At 58.4% G+C, this 26137-nt stretch carries 29 protein-coding genes and 1 riboswitch; of the genes, 18 read left to right on the top strand and 11 right to left on the bottom strand.

Features of this window, described 5'->3' with window-relative positions; all coding sequences use genetic code 11:
• Window positions 1-222: 222 nt before the first annotated feature.
• From ACVWXW_RS11325 to gloB, 4 genes are all read left to right on the top strand, one after another.
• Entirely contained in the window at window positions 223-402 is a 180-nt protein-coding gene (locus tag ACVWXW_RS11325) for a 50S ribosomal protein L32 (RefSeq protein ID WP_011431820.1), read from the top strand.
• A 111-nt stretch (window positions 403-513) separates the two neighbouring features.
• Window positions 514-930 carry a J domain-containing protein gene (locus ACVWXW_RS11320; RefSeq protein ID WP_414330358.1) on the top strand — a complete coding sequence of 139 codons (417 nt, stop codon included), beginning with the start codon at window positions 514-516 and terminating at the stop codon, window positions 928-930.
• Window positions 931-1057: 127 nt separating this feature from the next.
• Entirely contained in the window at window positions 1058-1321 is a 264-nt protein-coding gene (locus ACVWXW_RS11315; RefSeq protein ID WP_011431822.1) for a DUF3143 domain-containing protein, read from the top strand.
• A gap of 7 nt (window positions 1322-1328) precedes the next feature.
• Window positions 1329-2087: a hydroxyacylglutathione hydrolase gene (gene gloB, locus ACVWXW_RS11310; protein WP_414522627.1), complete on the top strand. Its 759-nt coding sequence runs from the start codon at window positions 1329-1331 to the stop codon at window positions 2085-2087.
• Window positions 2088-2209: 122 nt separating this feature from the next.
• On the opposite strand, the gene ACVWXW_RS11305 is transcribed toward gloB, so the two are convergent.
• The 6 genes from ACVWXW_RS11305 to hisIE form a co-directional block, all read right to left on the bottom strand.
• A complete protein-coding gene (locus ACVWXW_RS11305; RefSeq protein WP_457403878.1) occupies window positions 2210-3403 on the bottom strand; it encodes an MFS transporter in 1194 nt (397 codons plus the stop codon).
• Between the two features lie 42 nt (window positions 3404-3445).
• Window positions 3446-3790 (bottom strand): DUF190 domain-containing protein, encoded by a 345-nt coding sequence (locus tag ACVWXW_RS11300; RefSeq protein WP_011431825.1) that lies wholly within the window; start codon window positions 3788-3790, stop codon window positions 3446-3448.
• 309 nt (window positions 3791-4099) lie between these two features.
• On the bottom strand, window positions 4100-4531 hold the full coding sequence (gene crcB, locus ACVWXW_RS11295; protein WP_457384683.1) for a fluoride efflux transporter CrcB: 432 nt from the start codon (window positions 4529-4531) through the stop codon (window positions 4100-4102).
• A 52-nt stretch (window positions 4532-4583) separates the two neighbouring features.
• Window positions 4584-6233 (bottom strand): cation:proton antiporter domain-containing protein, encoded by a 1650-nt coding sequence (locus tag ACVWXW_RS11290; RefSeq protein WP_457403885.1) that lies wholly within the window; start codon window positions 6231-6233, stop codon window positions 4584-4586.
• Between the two features lie 103 nt (window positions 6234-6336).
• Window positions 6337-6441: riboswitch (Fluoride riboswitch) on the bottom strand.
• A 46-nt stretch (window positions 6442-6487) separates the two neighbouring features.
• Window positions 6488-7129, bottom strand: a complete 642-nt coding sequence (locus tag ACVWXW_RS11285) for a DUF1997 domain-containing protein (RefSeq protein WP_457403877.1) — start codon at window positions 7127-7129, stop codon at window positions 6488-6490.
• Between the two features lie 7 nt (window positions 7130-7136).
• Window positions 7137-7760, bottom strand: a complete 624-nt coding sequence (gene hisIE, locus ACVWXW_RS11280) for a bifunctional phosphoribosyl-AMP cyclohydrolase/phosphoribosyl-ATP diphosphatase HisIE (protein WP_414342151.1) — start codon at window positions 7758-7760, stop codon at window positions 7137-7139.
• Window positions 7761-8038: 278 nt separating this feature from the next.
• On the opposite strand from hisIE, the gene ACVWXW_RS11275 reads away from it, so the two are divergent.
• The 10 genes from ACVWXW_RS11275 to ACVWXW_RS11230 are packed head-to-tail and all read left to right on the top strand — an operon-like array spanning window position 8039 to window position 16040.
• Complete coding sequence (locus tag ACVWXW_RS11275; protein ID WP_457403876.1) at window positions 8039-8830, top strand: phosphonate ABC transporter ATP-binding protein; 792 nt, start codon at window positions 8039-8041, stop codon at window positions 8828-8830.
• 46 nt (window positions 8831-8876) lie between these two features.
• Window positions 8877-9773 (top strand): phosphonate ABC transporter substrate-binding protein, encoded by an 897-nt coding sequence (gene phnD, locus ACVWXW_RS11270; protein ID WP_457403874.1) that lies wholly within the window; start codon window positions 8877-8879, stop codon window positions 9771-9773.
• Window positions 9742-10560 (top strand): phosphonate ABC transporter, permease protein PhnE, encoded by an 819-nt coding sequence (phnE, locus tag ACVWXW_RS11265; RefSeq protein WP_457403872.1) that lies wholly within the window; start codon window positions 9742-9744, stop codon window positions 10558-10560. Before phnD ends, phnE begins: the two co-directional genes overlap by 32 nt.
• 9 nt (window positions 10561-10569) lie before the next feature.
• Window positions 10570-10989, top strand: a complete 420-nt coding sequence (gene phnG / locus ACVWXW_RS11260) for a phosphonate C-P lyase system protein PhnG (protein ID WP_011431834.1) — start codon at window positions 10570-10572, stop codon at window positions 10987-10989.
• A gap of 8 nt (window positions 10990-10997) precedes the next feature.
• Window positions 10998-11567: a phosphonate C-P lyase system protein PhnH gene (phnH, locus tag ACVWXW_RS11255; protein ID WP_011431835.1), complete on the top strand. Its 570-nt coding sequence runs from the start codon at window positions 10998-11000 to the stop codon at window positions 11565-11567.
• Complete coding sequence (locus ACVWXW_RS11250) at window positions 11552-12604, top strand: carbon-phosphorus lyase complex subunit PhnI (protein WP_011431836.1); 1053 nt, start codon at window positions 11552-11554, stop codon at window positions 12602-12604. Before phnH ends, ACVWXW_RS11250 begins: the two co-directional genes overlap by 16 nt.
• Complete coding sequence (locus ACVWXW_RS11245; RefSeq protein WP_414401843.1) at window positions 12588-13454, top strand: alpha-D-ribose 1-methylphosphonate 5-phosphate C-P-lyase PhnJ; 867 nt, start codon at window positions 12588-12590, stop codon at window positions 13452-13454. Before ACVWXW_RS11250 ends, ACVWXW_RS11245 begins: the two co-directional genes overlap by 17 nt.
• Window positions 13447-14214 carry an ATP-binding cassette domain-containing protein gene (locus ACVWXW_RS11240; protein WP_011431838.1) on the top strand — a complete coding sequence of 256 codons (768 nt, stop codon included), beginning with the start codon at window positions 13447-13449 and terminating at the stop codon, window positions 14212-14214. The genes ACVWXW_RS11245 and ACVWXW_RS11240 overlap by 8 nt, the downstream gene beginning before the upstream one ends.
• A gap of 10 nt (window positions 14215-14224) precedes the next feature.
• Window positions 14225-14920 carry an ATP-binding cassette domain-containing protein gene (locus tag ACVWXW_RS11235; RefSeq protein ID WP_011431839.1) on the top strand — a complete coding sequence of 232 codons (696 nt, stop codon included), beginning with the start codon at window positions 14225-14227 and terminating at the stop codon, window positions 14918-14920.
• Window positions 14901-16040 (top strand): alpha-D-ribose 1-methylphosphonate 5-triphosphate diphosphatase, encoded by a 1140-nt coding sequence (locus ACVWXW_RS11230; protein ID WP_414342139.1) that lies wholly within the window; start codon window positions 14901-14903, stop codon window positions 16038-16040. Before ACVWXW_RS11235 ends, ACVWXW_RS11230 begins: the two co-directional genes overlap by 20 nt.
• A 40-nt stretch (window positions 16041-16080) precedes the next feature.
• Here the strand turns inward: ACVWXW_RS11230 and ACVWXW_RS11225 are convergent, their stop codons facing one another.
• Both ACVWXW_RS11225 and ACVWXW_RS11220 read right to left on the bottom strand, forming a co-directional pair.
• Window positions 16081-18435: a polysaccharide deacetylase family protein gene (locus ACVWXW_RS11225; RefSeq protein ID WP_457403870.1), complete on the bottom strand. Its 2355-nt coding sequence runs from the start codon at window positions 18433-18435 to the stop codon at window positions 16081-16083.
• A 266-nt stretch (window positions 18436-18701) separates the two neighbouring features.
• On the bottom strand, window positions 18702-19193 hold the full coding sequence (locus ACVWXW_RS11220; RefSeq protein WP_071818135.1) for a phycobilisome linker polypeptide: 492 nt from the start codon (window positions 19191-19193) through the stop codon (window positions 18702-18704).
• A 196-nt stretch (window positions 19194-19389) separates the two neighbouring features.
• Here ACVWXW_RS11220 and ACVWXW_RS11215 point away from each other — a divergent pair, with 196 nt between their 5' ends.
• Window positions 19390-20583 carry an RNA-guided endonuclease InsQ/TnpB family protein gene (locus ACVWXW_RS11215; protein WP_457403869.1) on the top strand — a complete coding sequence of 398 codons (1194 nt, stop codon included), beginning with the start codon at window positions 19390-19392 and terminating at the stop codon, window positions 20581-20583.
• Between the two features lie 122 nt (window positions 20584-20705).
• A complete protein-coding gene (locus ACVWXW_RS11210) occupies window positions 20706-21260 on the top strand; it encodes a DUF4079 domain-containing protein (RefSeq protein WP_011431843.1) in 555 nt (184 codons plus the stop codon).
• 33 nt (window positions 21261-21293) lie between these two features.
• Here ACVWXW_RS11210 and ACVWXW_RS11205 read toward each other — a convergent pair whose 3' ends face one another.
• Complete coding sequence (locus tag ACVWXW_RS11205; RefSeq protein WP_414342134.1) at window positions 21294-22055, bottom strand: E3 ubiquitin ligase family protein; 762 nt, start codon at window positions 22053-22055, stop codon at window positions 21294-21296.
• Window positions 22056-22996: 941 nt separating this feature from the next.
• Here ACVWXW_RS11205 and ACVWXW_RS11200 point away from each other — a divergent pair.
• Window positions 22997-23146 carry a hypothetical protein gene (locus ACVWXW_RS11200; RefSeq protein ID WP_187147255.1) on the top strand — a complete coding sequence of 50 codons (150 nt, stop codon included), beginning with the start codon at window positions 22997-22999 and terminating at the stop codon, window positions 23144-23146.
• A gap of 63 nt (window positions 23147-23209) precedes the next feature.
• Here the strand turns inward: ACVWXW_RS11200 and ACVWXW_RS11195 are convergent, their stop codons facing one another.
• Window positions 23210-23902, bottom strand: a complete 693-nt coding sequence (locus tag ACVWXW_RS11195; protein ID WP_457403868.1) for a response regulator transcription factor — start codon at window positions 23900-23902, stop codon at window positions 23210-23212.
• A 207-nt stretch (window positions 23903-24109) separates the two neighbouring features.
• Here ACVWXW_RS11195 and ACVWXW_RS11190 point away from each other — a divergent pair, with 207 nt between their 5' ends.
• The gene (locus ACVWXW_RS11190; RefSeq protein WP_457388095.1) at window positions 24110-24904 is read left to right on the top strand and encodes a Uma2 family endonuclease; all 795 of its coding nucleotides are present in this window, start codon (window positions 24110-24112) and stop codon (window positions 24902-24904) included.
• An 8-nt stretch (window positions 24905-24912) separates the two neighbouring features.
• On the opposite strand, the gene ACVWXW_RS11185 is transcribed toward ACVWXW_RS11190, so the two are convergent.
• Window positions 24913-26094, bottom strand: a complete 1182-nt coding sequence (locus ACVWXW_RS11185; protein ID WP_457403866.1) for a glycosyltransferase family 2 protein — start codon at window positions 26092-26094, stop codon at window positions 24913-24915.
• Between the last annotated feature and the right edge of the window lie 43 nt (window positions 26095-26137).

The following is a 26137-nucleotide window of genomic DNA, read 5'->3' as shown; positions in this document are numbered from 1 at the left end:
ATCGTATTCTTGGCCTATGCGTGATGACAACGATATTCACATGGCCGACACTGCGTTTTTAAAGGGCGTCGGCTACGGTCGGCGCTATCCTTCCCTGCCCTGAAGGACGGGGCTTGCCGCGCCTTTTGGTCAACCACTGATAGGCTACTTGCCTGAATAAAGCTGGGATCGGCAGCGCAGCCTCAATGCTAGCCTAGTAAGGCTGTGTTTTTGTGCGAAGCCATGCCTGTTCCTAAGAAGAAAACTTCTAAAGCCCGCAGTCGCAGGCGCTACGCCGTCTGGCTGGGCAAAGCTAAGCTCCAGGCCCAGCGAGCCATGACCATTGGGCGCGCCATTCTCAGCGGTCGCAACACCGGTTTCTACTATCCCAAAGCTAAGTCTGAAGAGGATGAGGAAGAATAGAGGCTTGCTGCAGGGATCCCGGTGTCTGCGCGAGTGATTACACTGGACTAGAGCTGTGCTCCCCTGAAAGCGGTTTTGCTGCCCCTGTAGTCTTGCTCCTCCATAGGTTGCATGCGCTCCTTGACTTCCCTCACCTACTACCAACGGCTGGGTCTGTCTCCAGGGGCATCTCCTGAGGCCATCCGGCGGGCCTACCGGCAATTGAGCAAGCGCTACCATCCCGATACTTCTCCCCTGGCTCCGGAAGTGGCCATTCGCTGCTTCCAAGAGTTGCAGGAGGCCTACCTTGTCCTTAGCAACCCGGCGAAACGGGCCATCTACGATGCCAGCTTACGGGCGGTGACCGCCAACACGGGATCTCTGGGCATGCCGGGATCCCTTGGTGCCGATTCTCTAGAGCTGCGCATGGAAACCCGCCCACTTTCACCTGGTGAGCTTTGTGCCCTGCTGCTGATGGGATCCACCCTAGTCGTGTGTTTGCTACTGGCAGGTGTCCTCGCTTGGCTGCGAGAGAGTGGGGCAAGCTGATTCTGCGAGCATTTCCTGCCCTCTTCGGTAGGACATTGGGATCGAGTTTTCGGATTCTGGATCAGGAGTGCTTGAATGAACATAGCCCGTTGACTCTAGGGTTTGATTGCTTTTCTTGAATCTCGCCATGCCTTTGCCTCCTGCAACCACGCCCCTGTACAATCACCCGCTCCACACCATCGAACGCTGGCTGGAGGATCAGGGCTGCACCCGCGATCCGCAGGATGTGGAGCAGTGGTTTTGCGAACGGCCTGGCTGGAAAGCCATTTTGCGCCTGGAAGAAACCAGCATTTGGGTGCGATACACCTACCCAGACGGCAACACGAAAACTTTATCTTTTCCCTATTCCCTCAGCCGGCAAGACGTAGAACAGGCCATTTTTGAGAGTTAGCCGAGCCATGCGCGTTCTCCAGTTGCCTGCCCTGCGCGATAACTACATCTACCTGCTCCACAATCCCGACACTGCAACAGCAGCCGTGGTGGATCCGGCAGTGGCTGAGCCCGTGTTGGAAAAGCTGGCCGAGCTGGGGGCGGAGTTGGTGGCCATTTTCAACACCCACCACCACCACGACCACGTGGGGGGCAACCGACAGCTTTTGGAGCGCTATCCCCGTGCCAGAGTCTATGGCAGCCAGGTGGATCGGGGGCGGATCCCCGGCCAGACGGTGGAGCTCAAGGCAGGGGAAACAGTGGAGTTTGCGGGTCGGCTAGCAAAGGTGCTGTTTGTGCCCGGCCATACCCGCGGCCATATTGCCTACTACTTTTCCGAGAGTGGGGATCTCTTCTGTGGCGATACCCTGTTTGCCGGGGGATGCGGGCGGCTGTTTGAAGGCACGCCGGAGCAGATGGTGGGATCCCTGGATCAACTGCGGCAGTTGCCGGAAGCCACACGGGTGTGGTGTGCCCACGAATACACCTTGAACAATCTCAGGTTTGCCCTGACAGTGGATGGAGACAACCCCGACCTGCAGGCGCGTTATCAGCAGGTGGCTGCCCTGCGCCAATCGGGATCCCCAACAGTACCCAGCACTATGGGCGAGGAACGCCGCACCAATCCCTTCTTGCGTTGGGATCAGCCGGCTTTGCAGGCAGCCACCGGAGCTCAGGATCCGGTGCGGGTTTTTGCCCGGCTGCGCGGTATGAAGGATCAGTTCTGAAAATCGGGTTCTGACAAAAGCTCCTGGAGGTGGCCCAAAACCTGAGGGGATGGTGCTCCTCACCACTAGCACAAACGAAACCCCCGAAGAGCTGCACCGTAATCTGGTGCAGGGGCTTTTCATCAGCCCACCTCGGCCTGCCTCCTGGACACTAGAGCCAGCAGGATAGCCGCCCCCAGCCCTTGAGTGACTACCGAAAAGAGCACTAAGCCAGTCAGGGAGAAATCGTAAAGCACCCCCATCAGGGCGCTGCCCACAAACCAAGCCAATCCATAGACACTGGTAAACAGGCCAAAGGCAAAGCCCCTCGTCTCGGGAGCTACCATACCGGCCACCGCCGCCTTCATGATGGATTCTTGGGCCCCCAAACCAATCCCCCAGAGCACCATGCCCAGCACCGTCAGAGCATAGGTACCGGAAAAGGCCAGCGGCGCAAATCCAGCCGATACCGCCACCGCTCCCAGCAGGCTCCACAGCCCCACGCGGTCAAACAGCCAGCCACAGCCCAGGGCTGCTAGGGCATCCACCCCCATGGCCAGGGCATAGAGCAAAGGGATCCCTGCCCCATCGCTCCCTGACTGTTGTTGCAGATGCAGGGCAATGAGGGGAAAATCCGCAAACCCCATAGCCACACAGGCTGCTGCCAAAAGATACAGCCAGAAAACTCTGGGCAAGCCTTTTGCCGAGGTCATCTCCGGCTCCGGCTCGAAGTCTCGTGGGCTGGGATAGAGCCATTGCGCCAGCCCCAAAACCCCCAGTCCTATTGCCGCCGGGATCCCCAAGGCCAAAAACCCACCCCGGAAGCCATAGCCGACTTTCAGAACTGCCGCCACCAACAGCGGCCCCCCCACCGCCCCAATTTGATCTAGGGTCTCATGCAGGCCAAACCCCAAGCCCCGTCCCACCTGCAGGGCTGCATGAGAAAGCAACACGTCCCGCGGCGGGGTGCGGATCCCTTTGCCCGTCCGCTCGGCCAAGAGCAGCACGGCGGCCCAAGGCCAACTGCCCGCCCAGGCCAAAGCCGGGATCACCGCTGTGTTGATGACATAGCCCAAGGTGGTGAGCCGCCAGTGACCCCGACTGCGGTGCGCGGGATCCCTGCCCAGCTGGTCGCTCCAATAGCCCACCCCCAACCGCAAGCCATAGGCCAATAGCTCCCCCCCGCCGGCCACCAGGCCCACCACCGTGCCGCTGGCCCCTAGGGATCCCAAAAAAGCTCCAGAAATGCTGCGTGCCCCTTCGTAGGTGGCATCGGCGCAGAGGCTGACGATCCCCAGCAAAACAATAAAGCGCAGGGCAGAAGGGGAATCGGGCATAACCAGCTCCTTGGCAATGGGGAATCTATTTTCAGATCTGGACTATTGTTGTTGATGAGGAACATGATGGAATACTTGTACCCTATGGCAAGTAACTAGACCGTCATGCATCAGAGTTTTTACTTCCGGTAGAAAGGCTTTGATTTTTTCCGGCGTGTCGATGAAAGTTACCAAAATGGGCAGATCTGTGGAAAGCTCTAGAAGGTTACTGCTGCGAATATGACTGTTTCGACCAAAGCCAGCAATAGCTCGCACCACAGTACCACCAGCTAGCCCACGCTGACGACCTAGCTCCAGCAGAGCCAGGTAGAGAGGCTTCCCTTGCCAACGGTCTGACTCGCCGATGTAAATATCCAATTTATAAACTTCTGGTTCATCATCTAGCATACTTGTATCCCTTTTGTCTTTGGGCTGTTGCGATTGTCATGGTTACAGATTTTTCCGCTTCACATAAGGTCTACAGTGAAGTGGGATCCTTGTCAGGCAAGAGATTGGCTGGCATTGGCTGTAGTGAGTAACGCTGGAAAAACTGTATATTGCTTTGGTGAAGAGTGCTCCTTAAGATAAGAAATTCCAGGGGGTTGACTAGTGGGGATCCCGGTGCTTTTAAGAAAAAAGTTATTGCCCAAAATGACCAGTTGCTGCACCTGGCTTTTGGATGGATAGATTGCTGATTGATAGGGGTTACGTTAAACGTTATCGCCACAATCGTGCCAACAGGATCCCAATCTCCATAGCCAAGGCTCCAAATAGGCAAGAACCGAGCCAATAGACAAGCCCAGCAGCAAAGCGATGTTGCTGCCAGAGGCTAAAGGTATCCAGTTCATAGGTAGAAAAGGTGGTGTAGGAACCCAGGAATCCCACCCCGAACAGCAGGCGAATTTCCGGTGAGATCTCAGGGCGTTCCATAGCCACGGTCATGAACCAACCCATGACCACACAACCCGATAAGTTGATGATCAGGGTTCCGTAGGGAAAGCTAGGGCCAAATCGCTCCGCAAACCAGAGGGATAGATAGTAGCGACTCAGGGATCCGCCAATAGCCCCCAACGCAACCGCAAAGGGAACTCTCAAACTGGGAGAGACCAAGCCATGGTTTAGGTAAGCCCACACCGATTGCAAGCGCATCTATTCTCCTTGAACTGTGTTCCCAGAACTTCCTACGGAAAAGGTGGGATCCTTAGCTTTTTCTGCCCTCAGAGATAGGGATCCTGCTTCTCTTGAAGTCCTCTTCCTCTACCAAAATTACCGGAATCGGGCTGGTTTCCAACACCGCTTGGGAAGTGGATCCCACCAAAACCTGCTCCCAGCCGCGGTGGCCCCGCTTGCCCATGACGATGTCGGTTACCTGCCGCTCCTGAGCTAGGGTTACGATGGTCTCTGCCAAGGGCCCCGAGGCCAAGCAAAACTGGTGGCGAATGTCCGCCAAAAGACGCTGGGTGAGTTGCCGCAACAGTTCTACCCCTTTCCCCTGCGGCTCATCGGTAACATGCAACACAATCACTTCCCCATCCACCCGCCGCGCCAAATCGGCCACCTTGCGCAGCACGGCTTCGGCCAAAGGGGAGGTGTCCACCGCTGCCAAAAAGCTCACCTTGCCCTGGCTGCCTACCTTGGTGGGATCCACCTCTCCTTTTTCCAAAAGCCGGGGAGCACACACCTGGGTCAGCCAAGCACCCAGGGGGGCCGTGACCAAAATCGACAGAGCCGCCAAAGCCAAAATGATCTCCCCACCGGGGATCCCTTGGGCCAAAGGGATCCCACCAATAGCCGCCTGCACCGTCGCCTTGGCCATGTTGCCCGGTAGCAAAAACAGCCGCTCCCGCCCGTTCCAATTGCTTCCCAGAGTGGAAAGCCACCAACCCAGGCCCCGCCCCAGCAGCAGACTCAAGGTCAAGAGCAGCAAGCCCGGCCAAAACACGGATCCCAGCACCCCCAGATCCAGCGACGCTCCCAACAGCACAAACAACACGATCTCCGCCACCGTCCAGAGGGCATCGAACCCACCCCGCAGCCGCCGCGCCAAAGGGGCATCCAGCTCAATCAGAAAAAACCCCATGGCCATCACCGCCAAATAGCCGGAAAAATAGGGCCACACCTGCGGCGCCAGCACCAAGCCCAGGGCCATACAGGCAGCCAGCAGCACTTCCTGCACGCTGTTGCGAGTCCAGTTTTGTTGGGTTAGCAGCGACACCAGAACCCGCGCCCCCAGGTAGCCTACAGCCACGCCCAGCAGGATCTCCATCACCACCTGGAACGGCAGCCACTGCAGCGGCGACAGCTCCAGGCTTCCTAAGCGAACGCTCGCGGCGGATCCTTGGCCCAAAAAGCTGAGCAACAGGCTAAACCCCAACAACAGCAGTACGTCGGAAAGGGCGCTGCCGGTCAAAATAGCATCCGGGATCCCCTTGGTCACCCCCCAGCCCAGGCTTTTGAGGCGCAACATCCCCGGCACGATCACGGCTGGCGACTCCGCCCCAATCACGCAGCCCAACAGCAAACCGGTAGGCCAGTCCAACCCCAGGATCCAGGTGCTCAACAGGGCCACTGCCACCGCCTCACAGGCGGCCGGCAAAAAACCCAGCCGCAGGGCTACAGACCCTTGCTGGACCAGCTTCTCCCGATCCAGCCCCAGGCCCGCCTTCATCAAAATGATCATCACCGCCACCAGCCGCAGATCCCCTGCCGCTGCCAGCACCTCGGGAGACAAGACCTCTCCCAGCAGGATCCCTACGAGGATCATCCCCAGCAGGGGGGGCATCCCCAACCGACCCACGATCTGGCCGACAAAAAAGCCCATGACCAGGATCCACAGCCAACTGCCCAGCATCAACAGATCCTCTCTCCTTGCCGTGTTGAAGGGCAACTCAGGGGGGAGAGCCTCTGGGGAGTGCGGACGCAAAGCCAAAAACTCCTACCCCCTGGATACCCCCAGAAGTGTAGGAGTCATCAGCCTCAGCCTTGGATGTCAGAACAATCCCAGAAGAATTCTGAATCGGTGCGAGGCGGTTGCGGTGAACTCCATCACCGGTTGCCGGAGCAAGGCTCAAAAGCCGACCGGCAACTGATCCCGCTTGCAGGGTATCATGCTTTCTCTTCCACAACAACTAGGCGATAGGGGCAATCTGGACGGCCAATGGAGCGGTAGAAATCCCGGCAGACATTGTCGGTAAAGCGATCGCTGAGGCCGCGGGTTACCTGCTGCACCACTTGACGGGCCACCCGATAAACCAACTTGCGGGGCAGAACCTGCAAAAACTTAGGCAAAGCCAGCCCAATCTCCAGATGAAGAGACCAGTGAACACGAGTTGTGGGCAGGTCTTTCAGGGATCCCTGTAGCTCCTCCAGCTGGAAATCGGCTTGGCAGCTGACCCGGTAAGGCATTCCTTCATCGCCGGGCAACTCAATCGAGGTCAGACAAAACCGGTAATCTTTATCTGGCCAGATCTTGACCCCAAAACTGGGCTCCAGCTCAAACCCCAGCCCGCCCATGCGGAAAAACTGCAACCTGTAAGTCTCGGCAGACAAAGCTTCCACCTGCAATGGCCTGAAGCACCGCTGGATCCACTGGGCATGGCCTCTCAGGTAACGGGCCAAGGTCTCCCGATCGGTTTCCAGATCCACTTGGCCACAGCGCGCGGCTTGTAAATCCAGGTGGGCTTTGTCCAGGGAGGGATCCCAAGAGGACGGAGAGGGATCTGCGGGAGCGCCGCCTTCGGAGGACACGGCCCTTTCACTTGGCGGAACGGCGGGCTTGGAGCTGGCGATAGACATCCCTAACATCTACCTGATAGTGAGCAAGGGCCACGAGGCAGTGGTACCAGAGGTCGGCCATCTCACGGGCCAAAGCCACGCGGTCTTGATCCTTAGCCGCCATCACCACCTCAGCCGTCTCCTCGCCAAGTTTCTTCAAAATGGCATTTTCCCCCTTGGCTAGCAAGCTGCTGGTGTAGGAATCGGGACGGGGATCCGCCTGGCGGGCCTTGACCACGGCAAACACCTGCGACAAGGTATCGGCTGCTGGAAGGGGATCCCCTTGCAAAGGGCGAAAGAAACAGCTCCGCGCTCCTGTGTGGCACGCTGCATCCCCCACCTGCTCCACCAGGATGACCAGGGCGTCGCCGTCGCAGTCGTAGCGGATTTGTTTGACCCACTGCACATGGCCAGAAGTTTCCCCCTTGGGCCACAACGCCTGCCGCGAGCGGCTCCAAAACCAGGTGCGGCCTGTTTCCAGGGTTTTTTGCAGCGATTCCCGGTTCATCCAGGCCATCATCAGCACTGTTCCGTCCAGGTAGTCCTGCACGATGGCCGGGATCAGGCCCTGCTCATTGTAGGTGAGGCTGCCTAACCAAGCCATCTCCTCCGGTGAAAGGGCTCTGGGGGACTGCCAAGAGAGGCCCGAGATCACAGCAGCAGCCATAAGGGTTTGGCAGAAAATCAATCGAGATTATTAGCAGGATAGCAGAGCAAGCTCTCCCAGGGGTACCTCCAAGAGCGCCCTCCAGGCCAAAGCCAGTTTCGAGAAGCCATTGAGAAGTCCTGCTGCCCAGGCCAGCAAAGCTTAACTTGGTTTTAACTTCAGTATCAGGCCAATCTGCTAAGTTTGTTACCGGTTTTCCCGCCGTGAGGTAGCTTATGCGCATCCAAGTCGAGAACCTTTGGGTTGCCTTCAAAAACAAGGTTGCCCTAAGGGAGGTTTACCTTGACCTATTTGGCGATGGAGCGCAGGTTGTGGCCTTGATCGGACCTTCGGGAGCAGGAAAGTCGACCTTTCTTAGGCTTTTGAAAGGGATGGTCAAGCTCAGCGGCGGAAAAGTTTGGGTTGATTCTCTTCCTCTCCATGAAGGCCAAAGGGATGCGCTGCAACAGCTGCGCAGGCGCACGGCCATGGTCTACCAGACCTTTCAACTCATCGGGCGCCTGACGGTTCTGGAAAACGTTCTTGTTGGGCGTCTGCCTCACATGAGTCCCATTCGGGGTCTTTTCAAGCACTTTTCTGTTCAGGATTTGGCCAAGGCGGAAAAGCTGCTGGAAGAGGTAGGGTTGCTAGAGCATGCCTGGCAAAGGGCCGACGCTCTCTCAGGGGGGCAGCAGCAGCGAGTGGGTATTGCTCGCGCCTTGATCCAGGAGCCAGCCCTGATTCTGGCCGACGAGCCCATTTCGGCTTTGGATCCTAAAAATGCAAAGGTAATTATGGAGCTGCTGCTGGGAGCGGTGCGCCGCCAGGGGATTCCGTTGCTGGTTACCCTGCACCACCTAGAAATGGTGCGCCATTACGCCGATCGAGTCGTTGCTTTCAAGGAGGGCCAGGTTTTCTTCAATGGGCCGCTTTCCGATTTTACCTCTGAAAAGGAAAAGGAGCTCTACTTTGGGGAGAAGGAAACCCACGAGGCAAGCGAAGGGTTTTCCTCAACCTTGATGGTCTAACAAGATCCACCTTCAACCGCAAGTTAACTGCAAAGGAGAAAACCTTATGCGGAGAAGAAAAATTCTGTTCCTTGCTGCCTTCCTCATGGGAATTTCCAGCTGGGTTCCAGGGCTGGCTCAGAAGCAAAACTGGCCCAAGGAGCTGGTGATTGCTGAAGTACCGGTGGAGAGTGCTGCCGATTACGAAGCTCGCTATGCTCCCTTTTTGGATTATCTCAAACAAAAACTGGGGATCCCCGTCCGCCTGTTTGTGGGCAGTGACTACACGGCGGTGATGGTCTCCCAGGCACAAGGCCAAACTCACGTAGCTTTCTACGGCCCTGGCTCCTACGTAGATGCCATTGAAAAGGCCAACGCTCCCATTGAAGCGTTCGTGAAAGAGGACTCGCTGCGCTCGGGTACCGTTTATCACTCCTTGATACTTTCCAAGAAAGGCAGTGGCATCAAAACTCTAGAAGACGCCAAGGGCAAAGATTTTGCTTTCGTCGACCCAGAGAGCACCTCTGGCTTCAAGGTGCCCATGGCCCACTTCTGTCTTGAGGCCAAAATCAAGCCCAAGGAGTATTTCAAGCGGGTGGTTTTTGCTGGCAACCACGAGTCGGTCATCTTGGGGATAGCTCAGGGAACCATTCCCGTTGGTGTAACCTGGGATACCGGGATCAGCCTCGCCACCAAGAAGGGGCAGATCAAAGGCATAGAGGACTTTGAGGTCATCTGGAGATCGGATCCCATTCCTTCCTCTCCCTGGGCCTACCGTAAAGATCTGCCAGAGGATCTCAAGGAGGCCTTGCGCACAGTCTATCTGGAGTACGAAAACACGCCGGAGGGTCAGAAATGGCTGGAGGCTCGTGGGCTGAAGGGCTTTGAGCCGGCTAGCGACGCAGATTACGATCCCTTCCGCAAGGTCAACGATGCTCTTAAGAAACCTGAGTGCCAACTCTAGGAGACTTCCCCCCCTGCCAGCAGAGCTTAAGCGCAGGGAGCTGAGCACGGTTGTGCTGTATGGGGGGGTTTTTCTCGCTCTCTTGCTGACGGCGGAGCCTGCCGAGATCTCGCCAGGAAAGTTGTTAGCTGGCTTGGGGAGGAGTGCGGCCTTCTTGGCTCGCTTCTTTCCTCCCAGCTTTTACTTCTTGCCCAACTTCCTTTACTCCCTGTTGCAAACCCTGATGATGGCCCTCTGGGGCACCTTCCTGGCCACTTTTCTCACGGTTCCCTTGGCCTTCCTGGGATCCAGAAATGTCATGCGTTCCCCTGCGGTTTACCTGCTTGTGCGCGGGCTCATGGATGTCCTCAGGGGGCTTAACGAACTGGTCTTGGCATTGGTTTTTGTGGCCGCGATTGGCCTAGGACCCTTGCCAGGGATCCTAGCTTTGACCCTGCACACGGCGGGTGTGGCAGGCAAGCTCCTCTCAGAGGCCATCGAGACAGTAGATATGAAGCAGGTGGAGGCGGTAGAGGCTACAGGTTCCCACCCTCTCCTGGTTATCGCCTATGGCTTCTGGCCACAAGTGGCTCCTGCCTTTTACTCCAGTACTCTCTACCTTTTTGAGGCTAACGTGCGCTCGGCAACGGTCTTGGGCTTGGTGGGGGCAGGGGGCATTGGGTTTGATTTGATGCAGACCATACGAGCCTTTCGCTTTCAAGATGCGGCCACGGTTGTTCTGCTGATTCTGCTGGCTGTATTTACAATTGACAAAGTTTCGGCGCGGATCCGCCAGACCTTGATTTAGGAGGCTGGGATGCAGCCCCTTGAGATGCTAGAGCTGTTGCAGGAGGCCCCCGAGAAGGAGGTGCTGGCTTTGGCGCGGGAGGTCAGGCCTGCTCTGGGATCCAGCCAAAAGCTCAGGGAAGGGGCAGGGCTGCTGGCGCTCCCCTTTGAGGACTCCCGCACGGGGACGCCCTTCTACGTGGGAGAAGTGCTGGTCTACGAGGTCTGGCTGCGCTTTCCAAAAAAGGGAGTAGAAGGATACGGGATGGTGCTGGGGGAAAAGCCGCGTCTGGCGCGCGCCCTGGCCTACCTAGACGCCGCTCTGCAGGCGGGAATTGCTGTGGAGAAGATCCAGGCTTTGGCGCTAGCGGCCCAGAAGGATCTTCAAGAAGAAGACGAGCGCCTCTGGCGCAAGGTAGCTGCAACTCGCCTGGAGGTGGAGACTCTGTGAGCCTGGGGATGTCCAAAGCCTACGGCCCCACACCGGGACTGGCAGAAAAGCAAAGCCAGCAGGTCTTCCGGGCGTTGGTTAGGGCGTTGAGCTACCCTGGCCGTCTGGAGAGCTTTCCCGCTCGCTCCCTTCGCCAAGCCTTTCGCCTCATTGGGCTGACGCTGGTGGATGGCAATGTAGGGGTTTGGGCGCCAAGCTGGCTGCTGTCGGATTTGCGTGGGCAGGATCCCCGGCCTGTGGCTTTGGAGGCTGCTGACTTTGTCTTTGCCGAGCAGCTGGAGAGTTTGCCCGCTGGCCCAGACAGCCTTTTGGCTCTCAAAAGAGGCACCCACCTTGAGCCTGAAGCGGGAGCGACCCTTATCCTGGGGGCCCCCTTGGGCCGGGGATCCCCTGTGTTGCTCAGAGGGCCCGGCATAGCTGGGGAGATCCAGTTGGCTGTAGGCTTGCCCTCTCTGTTTTGGCAGCTGCGCTCCCAGATCCTGGCCTACCCGCTGGGAGTGGACATCCTGTTAACTGACGGCCCCCAAGTGGTAGGCTTACCCCGAAGCGTGGAGGTGGGTGGATGGGCTATGTCGTAGCGCGGGGCAGCCAAGAGGCCATTCTCAATGCCGAGGCCCTTTTTCGCGAGCTGTTGTCAGCGGCAGAAGCCAAAAGCAGGCGAGGCCGGACAAAGCAGCTGGCTGGGCTGCCCTATCTCCTGGATCATGTGATGGCAGAGGCGGGGCTGTGGGCTCCGGAGCTGGCGGCCACTGCCCTTGTGCAGACAGGGGGGGACCTCTACGAGGCCCTGCTGCTTCTGAGAGCACACCGGACTACTCTCCCCCGCCTAGGGAAAGCCCAGCTGCAGAAAAAGGAAGATCTCCTGCTGGTGCGTCGGCTTTCCTCGGCTTTCAAGAGCATTCCCGGCGGCCAGGTCTTGGGGCCCACCCTAGACTACAGCCTGCGTCTTTTGGGCTTTTCTGAAAGCCCCCCGCTAGAGCCGGCGGCCGTGGCTGCTGCCCAGCACTATCCTTCTGTGCGCAGCTGGCTGAGGGAGCAAGGTCTGCTGGAAGAAGATCCCACGGCAGAGCAGCAAGCCAGTAGCCCTGCTCCAGGGGAAGAGATTCCCGACTTGACGCGGCAGCCACTGCTGTTTCCAGCGCCGCGGGCCCACCGCCTGCAAGCTTTGGCCAGGGGAGATACGGGGGGACTTCTGGCTCTGGCCTACAGCGCCATGCGCGCCTACAACGTCCACACCCACCCAACGGTTGCCGAGTTGGGCGTGGGCTATCTCGAGGTACGCGCCTTTCATCCTGTGCGGGGGGGAAGCTTTCGCCTGGGGCGGATCCGCCTGGTCTTTACTGAGGTGGTGGGACACGGAGAAAAAGGATACCGCTTGGGCTTTGCCGCTAGCCTGGGTTGGAACGAGGGGCGGGCCATCGCTGGCGCCATGCTGGATTTGGAAATGGATCGCCCCAGCCATCCGGCTCGCAGCGAGGAGTTTGTCCTGGTGCATACGGATCCCGTGGAGGCCTCCGGCTTTGCCCTCCACTACAAGCTACCCCACTACGTAACCTTTCTCAGCAACTGGATGAGCCACTTCCAAAAGGAGGCCTCCCTTGAAACCCAAGCATAGCTATGCCTACCTGGATCCGGAGGCCAAGCGAGAAATTCGGCGCAAGGTTCTCAAGGCCCTGGCCATACCGGGCCATCAAGTTCCCTTTGCTAGCCGGGAAATGCCGCTGGCTCGCGGCTGGGGCACAGGGGGATTGCAGCTTACGCTCAGCCTGGTGGGGCCGCAGGACGTGGTGAAGGTCATTGACCAGGGGGCCGATGACTCTGTCAATGCCGCCAACTTGCGCCGCTTCATTGCCCAGGTCAGCGGCGCTCGAACAACCACCGACACGCTGGAGGCCACCCTCATCCAAAGCCGCCACCGCATCCCCGAGGAGCGGCTCCAAGAAGGTCAAATCCTAATCCTGCAAGTTCCCATCCCTGAGCCTCTGCGCTATGTGGAGCCCTCTGACGCCAGGGCGCGGGAGCTACATGCTCTGGGCGACTATAGCCTGCTGTGGGTGGATCTTTTTGAGGAGCACCTACGCCACGGCCAGAGCCGCAAGGGAGCGGCCTACCCAGTTCTGGTCCATGGGCGCTATGGGATGGATCCCAGCCCTCTGCCCCGCTGGGATCTGCCCAAGCTGCATCTGGCAGCCCATATCACCCTCTTTGGGGCCGGGCGGGAGAAGCGGCTCTATGCCGTCCCTCCCTACACCCGGGTGGAGCCCTTGGCCTTTGTGGATCGGCCCTTCCAGCCGGAGCCCATTTTGGGATCCTGCCGTCGCAGCGGTTGCCGCCACGTCTTCCTCAACGCCATTCCCCAAGAAGATGGCAGCTTGGCCTATGAAATCTCCGACCAGGGCTATATGGAAAAGCTGCTGGCCGGGAAAACGAGCGGTCCTCTATTTGTGGAGAAAGAGCATGGCTGAGGAGACCCCCCTTCTGGAGCTGGTCAAGGTTTGCAAAGCCTACGGGGATCGCTGGGCGCTTAAGAACGTCAGCCTCAAGCTCTATCCCCAAGAGGTGCTGGGGGTGGTGGGAGCTTCCGGCAGTGGCAAGACTACTCTTCTGAAGATCCTTTACCTTCAGGAGACAGCCCAGGGGGAGTATCGGCTAAACGTGCCGGGTTGGGAGGGACGTAACCTGCTGTTGCTCTCTCGCTACGAGCAGCCTGCGGCGCGGCACTACCTGGCCATGGTCTATCAGGATGCCGCCCAGGCCCTGCGCATGGGCTTTGCGGCCCTGACTAATGTTGCGGAGCCCCTTGTCCTTAGAGGAGAACGGCGGTTTGGAGTGCTGGAAGCGGAGGCGCAGGAGGCTTTGGAGCGAGCCGATTTTCCTTTAGAGCGAGCCGGGGATCCCCCAGCTTCTCTTTCGGGAGGAGAGCGCCAGCGGGTACAGATTGCCAAAGCTTTAGTCCAAAAGCCTCTGGCTGTTCTTTTGGACGAGCCCACCACCGGTTTGGATTTGCTGGTGCAGGCCACCTTTCTGGATACTCTGCGCCGCCTCAAGCGGCAGTTGGGGATGAGCCTCATCCTAGTAAGCCACGATCTCTCGGTCGTGAGGGCTGTGGCGGATCGAATTGTGGTGTTGTACCAGGGGGAGGTAGTGGAGGAGGGATTGGCCGACCAAGTGCTGGAGGATCCTCGCCACCCCTTTACCCAGGATCTGGTTGCCGCAAGACTTTAGGAAGGGCAAGGTGTTGCAGGTCGTTAACTTAGAAAAGCGGTTCTTTCTTCACCGACTGGGGCGAGAGGTTCTGGCCTTCCAGCAGGTGAGCTTTTCCCTGCAAGCCGGAGAGTTTTTGCTGCTGGAGGGCCCCAACGGCTCTGGCAAGTCTTCTCTACTGCGAACCCTCTACCGCAGCTATTGGCCTACGGCAGGACAAGCCCTCCTGCAGACCCCTCTGGGAACGGTGGATCTGGCCCGCTTAGGGGATCGCGAGGTGTTAGCAATCCGCCGCGAGCGCATCGGCTACGTCAGCCAGTTTCTGGATCCCAGGCCCCGCACCACGGCCTTGGAGCTGGTTGCGGAGCCCTTGCTGTGGCAGGGAGTAGCGGAAAACCAAGCGCGACATCGAGCAGCAGAGCTGCTCCTGGAGCTGGGTCTGAAGCCAGAGTTGCTGGAGACTTTTCCAACCAGCTTCTCGGGGGGCGAGAAACAGAAAGTCAACTTGGCTCGCTCTCTCATCCACCCCTATCCGCTGCTGCTTCTGGACGAGCCCACCGCCAGCTTGGATACTGCAGCCAAGTTGGCCTTGCGAGAACGCCTACGAGCCTTGAAGCAGCAGGGAACAGCTATCATTGGCGTTTTTCACTCCTTAGACGATGTGTCGGGTTTGGTTGACAAAACCTATTCCCTAGAGGTGAGGGCAAATGTGGCTAGCAGGGCCTAAGCTAGTTCTCCCCGATGGTGTCCTCCCGGTGGGATCCCTGCGGCTGGAGGGGGAGCGGATTGCCGAGATTCGGCAGGGGCAAGTGGGGGAAGGGATCCCTTTGCGAGGACTTACCCTGGTGCCCGGCGTAGTCGACCTCCATACCGATAGCCTGGAGCCCGAGCTGGAGCCGCGCCCAGGGGTACAGCTGGCGGTGGACATGGCCTTGGGGATTTGGGAAAACCGAGCTTTGGCGGCGGGGATTACCACTGCCTTTGTAACTCTGTCCTTTTGGGAAGGCCTGCCTGGCTGGCGCAGCCCAGAAACGGCCTTGGCTATGGCAGAGCAGTTGGTGGCGCTGCGTTCCCAGCTGGCTCTGGACTTGAGGATCCACGCTCGCTATGAACTCTCGCGCCCCTTGGGAGCAGCAGCTGTTCGCCAAGCTCTCAGCCAAGGCTGGGTGGATCTCCTTTCCTTCATGGACCACACCCCCGGCCAAGGCCAATTCCGGACGCCGGAGGACTACATCCGCTACATGGCTCGCCAGCTGGCCCGGCCTTCCGAGGAGGTTGCCGCTAGTTTGGCGGCCAAGGCGGGGGAGGAGACCTTGCAGAGCTTTGCCCAATTGGCTCAGCAAGCGCAAGCTTTGGGGGTACCTTTGGCTTCCCACGACGACGACTGCCCCGCCAAGGTTCAGTTAATGGCCAAGATGGGCCTGAAAATTAGCGAGTTTCCGGTTACCCTAGCAGCAGCTTTGGAAGCGCGGAAACTGGGCCTGCTGGTGGTCATGGGGGCTCCCAATGCCCTGAGGGGATCCTCCCATGTCGGCAATCTCTCCGCTTCGGAGGCTCTACAAGTAGGAGCCCTAGGCGCCTTGGCCACTGACTACTCCCCCGCTTCAGCCTTGAGGGCTGCCTTTGCCTTGGCGGAGAAGCAGCTGCTGGATCTGCCCCAAGCCATAGCTTTGGTCACTCACAACCCTGCCCAGGCGGTTGGTCTGCAGGATCGGGGAGCCCTTCGCCCAGGCCTAAGAGCCGATCTAGTGGTGCTGCGGGAGAAACCCTTCCAGGTTATGGGTGTATTCGTTGCCGGCAGGCCCGTCTTTCTCAGAGATAGCCTCTGTTGGAGGGGGGTCTTCTAGGCTTCCCTCCAAGGCCTAGGTTGGAAGGCGAAGACAAGACTTAGTCCTGCCCGAAGGCAACCCTGGGCAGCAGTTTCCGGGTTGGCTTGCGCTCCAGGGACAGGGCAGGCCGTTCTAAGCGCGTATCCACCAGTACCGAGGGAGAGGCCAAGTTAACGCGCTCCAGCAGACGCCGCAGCAGTTGAGCATCGATGATGTCCACCCCTTGGCGGGCTGTCGCCGTTCCGGCCACCAGGGGGGTAGGGGTGGCTGGAAGGGGGGATCCCATCTCACTGCGCTCAGGTGCAGCCAGCACCAATTCCGCGATTGCCTGGGCCAGCTCTTGACCATACACCCCATCAGGGCCTGAAGGGAGTAGATCCAGCCGTCCCTGCTGAGCGGCCAAACGGCTCAACCCCAGTTGCACAGCTACCACCGCTGCCCCCCGATCCCCCTGCCTCAACGTGCGTTGGCCGGCCAGAATGCTCTTGAGTTGGGCTTTGGCCGCCTCTTGCTCGCTGCCGGGCAAAAGTTGCACCAGCCCCTCCAGCCGATCTCCCTCAGAGCCAGCCTTGGCCTCGGGAAGGGGATCCTCCCGCCAAAGGCGAGTCAGGTCGTAGAGCAAGATGGCATGGGGCACAGGACGGCTGGGCTGGTTGGGACCGGCATGGCCGGTGGCGAGGATCTCCCCTTGGTAGACCAGGGAGGTGCTAAAGCCAGAGTCCAGCAGCACGGCTTCCCGGATCCCGGTTTTGGGCAGCAGACTGGCCAGGATGGCGGCGTTGACGTGGGTTTTGGTAACTCCGATCACCACCCGCTCCTGGTCATCTACCCCAAAGAAAGCTCTGGGGCGAAACTCAGCAGCGCTGGCAAGGCGGAACGAGTTGATCTCCGCCGGAGAGAGGGCATGGCCATCCTTAACCAGCCATAGACCGGCCACAAACAGATCCGTGACATCCGGCATCAACTGGCGAATGTTCTCCAAGCGGGTCATCGTATCGGGGTCGAAGGGCACAAAGCGGATGCGATCCCTGCCCAGCAGCACCAAGGGGCGACCGCGCACCACCTTGTCATCTTCGGGGCGACCGGGGATGAAGGTCTTGTGGTTGGCAGCCATCACCGGCCCCACCATGACATTGCTGGCGGAGTTGATCCAGGGGATGGAGAAGAAGCTGCCGTTAATGCCAGCATCGGCCTGGTAGCGCTGGACCAACGTCCTGACTTCGTAGCGCCGTTCTGCGTGCACTGTGGCTGCCCGTCCGCCGCGGATGGTGAGCACCCGCACCCCGTCAATGATCTCGTCGGTCAGAGCCAGAGGCTGCGTCACATCCAGCCAGTAGTCGAGGCTGCGGCTGAGGCTAAAGGTGCGGGCGCCAAGAATGGCCTCGGTGAGGCGAAACTGGTTAAAGCGTCGCACCTCCAGCAAGTTGGGCGATTGTCCTGTAAAGCCAGGATCCATCGTAAAAGACATCCGGTAACCGGCATCAGCCAGGTATTGCTTCACCCGCTCGTCCCGGTTGCCTTCGGGATAGGCAAAGTAGTGGATGGGGTGGCCCAGCTCCTGCTCCAACTTGGCCTTGCAGTCGAACACTTCCCGCCGCAGACGGGCATCGTCTAGCACCCGCAGGTCAGGGGGATGGGTGACGGTGTGGGCGGCAAAGTCGATCAGCCCGCTGGCATCCATCTCCCGCATTTGATCCCAGGTGAAGTGATCCTTGCTGGTGGGCACGCCGACAAACCCGGTTTGCACAAAATAGGCGGCAGGGTAGTTGTACTCCTTGAGAAGGGGGTAGGCGTTTTCGTACAGGCCCAGGTAAGCGTCGTCAAAAGTGAGCAAAATGGCTTTCTCCGGCAAGGGATCCCCGTCCCGCAGGTGTTTGTACAGTTGGTCGATGTGGATGGGGGTCAACCCCGCCTGCTTGATGGCCTCAAAGTGTTGCCGCAGCTCCGCCGCCGTAGTGTCGAACCAGACCTGCTTGCGGCCAGCCACCACATCGTGATACATGATGGCGGGCACATAAGAAAGGCTGGCCAAGGGATCCAAAGCAAAGGGATCCCGCTCCAGTTGGGTCTCTAAGGAGATGGGCAAGCGCTGTTGAGCCGCTTTAGCGTGGGCGCGGGGGGCAGGGATCTCCGCTAGAGGTGGCGAGAGCCCCGGCAGGCGGCTGACCCAGTCGGGATGAGCAGTTGCCCAGGCCACCAGGGCCCCAGCCCCAAATCCCAGCAGGATCACCAGCAAGCTTAAGAAGGGGAGTAACCTCGGTCGAGACTTGGCCAGCGGACGTCGAGAGGAAGAGGAAAAGCTTTGTCGTGGAGTGGGCGAGGGGTACGGCTGGGATCCCCTTGCTGACCCAAAGCCTGCATGGCCTTGGGGCATCGACCCTCCCAAGCGCGTCGGCTGTCGTCGAGATGTCATGGCCTCACTCCCCACTCCCAATTGCAAAAGCTCAGCCCTTGCCGGAACGCCTTTTCCTACCCAAAGCCCACCCCCAGGACAGCAGGAAAAGGCAGCCTTCCAGGCAACGGCAAAACCAACGCCAGCCTACCACCCCATCCTCAGGTTGGGGATAGGGGAGAAATCGCCGCATGCTTTCTACAGGGATCCCTCGTTGAAATTGTTTGAACCAGAACGGCCTGGACGGGTGGCCTGAAAGAACCCAGAACCTCCCAGGAAGCCGCCCGCTACTCAAGGGTGCTTAGCAGATTGGACTCGGCAATGCTGACGATCTTGCCTCCCATTTGGGTGATCCGTTTCACTTCTTGGGAAAGGCGGCTGAAGGGCACTTTGTACTCGACAACACTTCTGCGCACACCTCCTCCCACGAGGCCGGATACCTTGATGGCGAAGATTTTATCGCTATTGGGCAGCCCTCCTTCTGAGCTGCTGGCCTGAGCGACCTCTGGTTCTGGGGCCGATGCCACCTGAGGCGCCGTGGCGACGCTCTCCCGCTCCAGGAGTAGCCGCCAGCTGCGGGGATAGGCAGGCGCCAAACGATAGACCACCTTATAGGAGCCGGCTATGTGGTCATCCTCGGCCTCCACCTTCACCACAGTTCCCGCTGGAATGTCCAGCTTGGCCCCCTTAGACATAACTTTAATTCCCGGCCAATTGGTGGGCACATCCGTCAGCAGCTCAACCTCAAAGGCTTGATCCCCCAACAACAACTTGGCCATCTCAACAACTCCGTTTTGCTCAGCACTCAGTGGCGAGAGAGCCGCTCACAGCCACAGCTTTACCGTCAGACATTCTACCGCTGCCAGGTGCCCACCAGAAGCTTCCCGCTGGCATGGGTCAGCTAGAAATCGCAGGAGCCCCGCACTGTACCCGTAGGGTCAGTGTCGGGAGGAATGCGGAAGTTATGATAGAACCATGACCCAAGTCCTGACCGTCTCCTGCAAGCTCAAGGTGTCCCAGTCGCAAGCCGCAAAGTTGGATGCGACAATGGATGCCTTTGTGCAGGCGTTGAACTGGGTCAACCAAAACACACCAGAAAAAGTAGTCAACGCGGTCAAACTCCAATCCCTTTGCTACTACGAGATTCGAGCCCGGTTTGGCTTGTCCAGTAACTTGGCTCAACAGGTGTGCAGACGGGTAGCGGGTTCCCGCAAAGTGGCTAAGCAGAAAAAGCGTCCCGTCAAGGAGTTTAAGAGCGGCTTTGTTACCTACGACGCTCGCATCTTTTCGTTCCGTCAAAAAGACTGGACGGTGTCGCTGACCACGGTTGAAGGGAGAGAACGCTTTGAACTGGTCATTGGCAACTACCAGCGTGGGATGCTGGCTGGTTCCAACCCCAAATCTGCCACCCTGGTCAAGCGCAAAGATGGCTCCTACTACATCCAGATTTGCGTAGAGAAAAAGCCACCCAAGCAACAAGATACCGACAAGGTGATCGGGGTGGACTTGGGAAGGACAGATATTGCCCATACATCGGAAGGAGACAACTGGAATGGACAACAGTTGAACCGAGTCCGAGACCGCTACTCCCGGTTGAGGGCGGTACTCCAACGCAAAGCCAGTAAGGGCACCCGCAGTTCGCGGCGCAGATGCAGAGAACTGTTGCAACGGCTGTCTGGCAAGGAGAGACGCTTTCAAGTGTGGGTCAATCATCGCATCTCCAAAGCTATTGTCTCTAGGGCAAAGACCACAAACAGCGCTATTGCTCTGGAAGACCTGACAGGGATCCGGGAAAGGGTCAATCAACAGCCACGCAGCAAGACAGAGCGTAGGCGGGCAAATAGTTGGGCGTTTTATCAACTCCGTCAATTTTTGGAGTACAAGGCTCTGCGTGCAGGGGTTGCTTTGATTCTTGTTCCGCCTGCCTACACGTCGCAGACCTGCCACCGGTGTTTGCACATCCATCCCGACCCTGCGCAATCCTATCGCAGTGGAAAGAAGTTTAAGTGCGGGCACTGTGGATGGGAAGGGGATGCGGACTTGAATGGTGCAAACGTAATTGCGCTCTTGGGGGCTGCCGTAAACCAGCCTAGAGGTTCGTGGTTGGCTTGCCAACTGCAGGGCTACCGAAAGCCCGCCCTGTACTGCGAAGCAGTCAGGGTCGGGTAGTTTACCTGACGTCCTCCCTTCAACGAATTGAGGGAGATCACTGATGTCCTCCCATTCTAGAATTGGGGTGTTGTAGATTTGTTAAGCAGCTGTAGATTTATTGCGGAGGTAGAGGGAGCGCCATGAACCTGTTGAGCTTGGCCTTGCCGGATCTGTCGGCAGCTTCGGATGGGTTAGCCGCTACCTTGCAGCCCGTAGCCCAGTTTTTTGCCGGCCTTAACTTGCCCCAACCCATTGTGCAATGGGGTCACCCCTTGATGATGGGGATCGTGGTGGTGGTGATGGGCAGCTTTGTCGGCCTGACTGGGTGGCGAGGACGGGCCTTGCGTCTGGCAGCCGCCTCCACAGCGCCAGAGGGATCCCTGCCGGAAGCGGCCCAGAAGCCTCTGCTTGACCACCGCAAATTGGCCCCCTGGATGGCCACCTTCATTGCCTTGGGCTACACTGGCGGCCTTCTTTCTCTGGTGATGCAAGGGAAGCCCCTGTTGAGCAGCCCCCATTTTTGGACGGGATCCCTGGTGTTGCTGTTGTTGGCGGTGAATGGAGCTTTGTCCCTCAGCGGCTTTGGGGGCAACCGCGCTGCTTTGCGCACCACCCATGCCTATGTGGGCAGCCTCATTCTATGTGTACTGTTTGCCCATGCCCTGCTTGGGCTCAAGCTGGGTTTGTCGTTGTGAGTGGCAGTAGGCTTCCCTCTGCCTGGGCAGGAACTAGCGATAAGGCTGCAGGGATTGCAGCAGGTGGAGCACGGTGAAAATGCCGATACCCAGCAGGACGACGGATCCCACCAGGTAGCTGCTGGCATTGGAGCGCTGCTCTTCCAAGAGGGCTTCAGGGGATTTGGGGGCAATCATAAACCTTTCCCCAGAAAGGGGTTTTCGGATCACGGGATCCCCTGCCTCAAAACGCACCTGCCCCATGGTAAACGCCATCGCATCCACCGGAATCACCCATTCCTTATAGATAAAAGCTCGGGTGGAGCGATTTTCTGTTCTCACTCCGGAAAGGTAGCGCTTGAGATTGAAGTTGAACCGGCTGGGCCCTTTTCCTGGAAAAATATGCTCATCCACAACCGACATAGCCTCTATCTCCGCACCTGTGGGATCCACCCTCACCCTTCCAGTTTCGTCTTCGATGAAAAAAGGGATCTGGCGAACCACCGAGTGAAGGGTTTCGTCTCTCGTTCTCGTCTCTCTTTCAAGGAGATATTCCCGACCTGTGCTCGGATCGTAATACACGTTGGCGTAGTGTTTTTGGGGAGAGCTTACTTCGGAAAACGGCGATTTTTGAGGATAGCCTGGAGAGCCAAGCTGCTGGGGGTAGTCGGGGTAACCAGGCTTTTTCTGGAAAGAACCGGAACCGGGGTAGCCAGGGTTGGGCTTTTGTGGAAAAGAATTAGAGTAGTCGGGATCAACCCTTTTCTGAAAAGAACCGGAGTCAGAGTAGCCCAAGCCGGGCTTTTTCCCGACCATCTCCCCCGGATAGGATTTTGCTCGGGATCCCAAGCGTAGAGCGTTCTGATATTCGCCTTCGCTGATCCGTTCGCTATACGCTACATCGCCTTGGCTATTCAAATACCTTCGATAGCATTCGATCTCGTCATACTCCCAAGAGATCTCAGACTTGTAGTAGACGCAAGGCTGTCGCGAAAGTTCCGATACCAAAGGCCGATCGCACACAACCCTGCCGTAAACTTGAGCCAAGTTTGCTCCTTTTGCCTGGGGGTTGGTCTGACCGAGATGGCGAAGCTCGGCTATCTTGAGCAACCGAGTTGCAGAGAGCTGTTGAACCAACCTTTGGGAGCGCAAATACTCAACAAACGAAAACAGAGAGGCAGGAAGACAAAGCAGACCAAGCAGCATCAGCCAGTTCATAAAGGCCTTCCTTTCCGGGGGTGGGAGTGAAGTTGGCCTCATGCTAGCAGTTACCTGTGAAACAGGATTTAAGAGAAGTTTAAGGCAATCCCGAATGCGGGCAGTTCCAAACTTTACCAAGAAGCTAGGCCTGAAGCCCCGCCCTTCCAGGACGGCTTTTGCCCTGTTAGACCTGCGATAAGATACACCCACGCTGGTCAGAGAAGCCAAACTCCTCAACGCCACTCCAGCGCAGTACCAAGCCTTGGATGACAGAGTACACCGGCCAGGTGGTGGGGCTGGATGTGGGCGACAGCAGTGGGCAAGCTGTGCCGTGTCTCCAGTTTTTGCGTCGTGCCGAAAGGAGATTGAAGCAACAGCAAAGAAGACTGAGCAGAAAGTTAGGCCCACGGCCCGCTGGCGTGAATAGGAAGGGGGTAAAACCTCAATACAGCAACTACCACAAGTAGAGGAAGCGGCTTGGCGAGGTACACTTCAACCAAATCAAAGTCTGGCGCCAGCGTAGAGACCGGGTTATTGAGCTAGCCCAGTGTGTGGGAATGTCTCACGACATTGTGGTTTATGAGGACTTGCAGGTGCAGAACTTGGTGAGAAATCACCACTTGGCCAAGTCTTTCACGCTAGCGGCGCGGAGCGCTTGGGGGAACGACTGGGGAGATAGGCACCGCCGTCGTGGAGGGGAAACCTGATACAGCTAAGTGCTGTCGCAGAACCAGGAACCAGAATCCTTGCTCTTTGGGGCGGGGGGCATGTCAATCGCGCAACACGTAGCCTACCCCGCGCACCGTCTGGATAAGGCGCTTCTCCCCTGGGCCTTCGATCTTGAGGCGCAAGTAGCGAATATAGACCTCGATGATATTGGAGTCGCCCGTGAAGTCGCAGCCCCACACATGCTCTAGGATCTGTTGGCGGGTGAGCACCTGACGGGGGTGTTCCATCAAGTAGCGCAACAGGTCGTATTCTTTGGCCGTCAGCTCCACCTGTCGCTCTCCCCGGGTTACCTCCCGCGTTACGGGATCCAGGGTCAGATCCATGAACACCAACTGGCCGTCGCGGGATCGCCTTGGCTGCCGCAAATAGATCCGTATCCGAGACAGCAGCTCCTGAATGCTGAAAGGCTTGACCACGTAATCATCCGCCCCAGCGTCCAAGCTTGCTGCCCGATCCGCCACCTCATCTCTGGCGGTCATCAACACCACCGGCACGCGGTTGCCCGTTGAGCGCAGTCGCCGACAAATTTCCAAACCTGAGATGCCGGGCAACATCCAGTCCAACAGCACCAAGTCGGGGTTTTGGTCGCAGGCTGCCCTCAACCCGGCCATGCCATCGCTGGCTACGCTGACTCGATATCCCTCACAGGTCAGCTCCGTTTCCACAAAACGAGCCAGCTTAGCTTCATCTTCGATCACCAGGATGTGGGCAGAAGTGGGTTCAGGCTCTGGCATACGCTCTCTTGCTGAATCCAAGGAAGACGCCGAAAAACTTGCTCATTGCCCCCAAGCATATCTCAACCGTATGGATTGGCAGTCGAGATGACTGAATCCGTCCTAGCCTGCAACAGCCTTGTGGAATTGCCTGGGGTTGATATCAGCAAGTGCTTTGAGTTATTCAAAAGGCATTCATGTACCTTATCACCATGAGTATCCTAAGCCATGACCCTCTCTCCTGTTCGGCTCACCCCGCCCCTACCTCCCATTCGATGGGAAAAACTGCCGGAAGACTTTCCCTTGCCGGATGAGCCTGTGGAAAGCACCTTACAGCCCCTTTTGGCTGCTGCTCTGCGTGAGGCATTGGAACTCGCTCAGATGATCCCTGCCCAGGCTTTGATCGCCTCCAACTTTGGCCTTTGCAGCACTGTCGGGGACAAGGTGGTGGTGAAAGCCCCCGACTGGGTTTATGTGCCCGCAGTACAGCCGATTCCCGAAGGAGAGATCCGCCGCAGCTATACCCCACACCTAGAAGGGAATCCCCCGGCGATTGTGATGGAATTCATCTCCGAAACCGAGGGCGGCGAGTACTCCATCAATCCCCACTATCCCTATGGAAAATGGTATTTCTACGAGCGCATTTTGCAGGTGCCTGTCTATGTAATCTTTCATCCCAAAACCGGTGAGCTGGATGTCTACCGCCTGGAGAATGGCCGCTATACCCCTGTATCGGCGGATGAAAACCGTCGCTACTGGATCCCGGAGATTGGCTTGTTTTTGGGGGTGTGGCGGGGACAAAAAGCCGAGACCAAAGCCAACTGGTTGCGGTGGTGGACTGCCGATGGGAATTTGCTCCTATGGGGAATCGAACAGGTAGAGCAGGAGCGGCAGCGGGCCGAACAGGAGCGGCAGCGGGCTGAGGCGGCAGAAGCAGCCCTCGAACAGGCCCGTCTGGAACAGCAGCGCCTAGCCGCGAAATTGCGGGAGTTGGGCGTGGATCCCGAGGCAATAGCCGATTGAGGGCTCTCCTAGTAGGTGCGCCCGCGCCAAGAGCGGGGCCGGCTGAGGGCAGATAGGATTATCCGCAGAACGGCCAAGGGATCCGCCAGAGGCGACATCCAGAACGTCCAAGGGGGATCCTGATAGGAGCCGCGAATGCCCAGCAGTACACCTAAGCGCAGAATCAGTAAGCCTAGGTTAAGCCCCAGCAGCACCTGCTCCGTCAGGGAAAAGGGAAACCCCATCCCGGCTTTGCCCAACAGCCCTACAACCACCGGCCCAGGGATCCCTTGGGTGAGGACGAGGAGAGCTATATCCCCCCACAACTGGGCCACAGGGGTGGCATCTTTCAAATCGAGGGATCGGCCCCACTCTCGCCAAGTTTCGCCAAAAGAAGTGTACATGCGCACCTTGAGCAGGTGCCGACCGTCGTAAAAAGCTACTTTAAAGCCGGCTGCCGCAATCTGCCGCACCAAGGTGACATCGTCACAGAAGGAGGCCCGCGCCACTGTGTAGCCATTCATCGCTTCCAGCACCGACCGGCGCACTAGCATACATTGCCCATTGGCCATCGTCCGTTCTGGCAGGGTAGCCCTGTCTCCGGCTGCCCCGTAGCGGTAGATCAGGGTCACCAAAAGAGCCGGCTGCAGCCAGCTTTCCCCCCAGTGCTGCAGGATAAACTGCGGTGCCAGGGTGATCAGATCCAGACCTTGGGCCTGGGCAGTTTCCAGCAGGCGCTCCACCAAGCCTGGCTGGGGGCGGGTATCGGCGTCGATGCCCAGGATCCACTCAGAGGCCGGATCCGACTGGAGAAATCCGTAGTGCAAAGCCCAGGGGCGGCCCACCCATCCGCCGGGGAGGGGATCGTCGGTCAGCAGGCGAAAGCGGGGATCCCGCTTGGCCATCTGCAGCACTTTTTCGGGGGTGCCATCTTGAGAGCGGCTGTCCACCACCAGCACCTCCCGCAGGACGGAGCTCTGTTGGTGCAATCCTTCCAGGCAGGGATCGATGCGTTCCGCTTCGTTGAGAGTAGGCAGCAACACGCTGACCAAGCCCGGCTGCAAAGGGATCCCAGGCTGACCGGGAGGCAGAGGGGAAGGGCGCCGCAAAGAGGGCAGCAGCCGCGCCAGCAGCACCGCCAGCATCGGCACTTGCATAACCAATAGGCTCAGGGCGGCAGCATCTCCAGCCCAGGCAGGGATCCCGTTCATGCCAGTTCTAACCTGTAAGGGAAAAGTGTCCAAGAATGCTTGC

It is taken from the genome of Thermostichus sp. MS-CIW-30, assembly GCF_054058015.1.
Note: the sequence above shows the minus strand (reverse complement) of the source record. Positions and strands in the feature narration are given on the sequence as shown.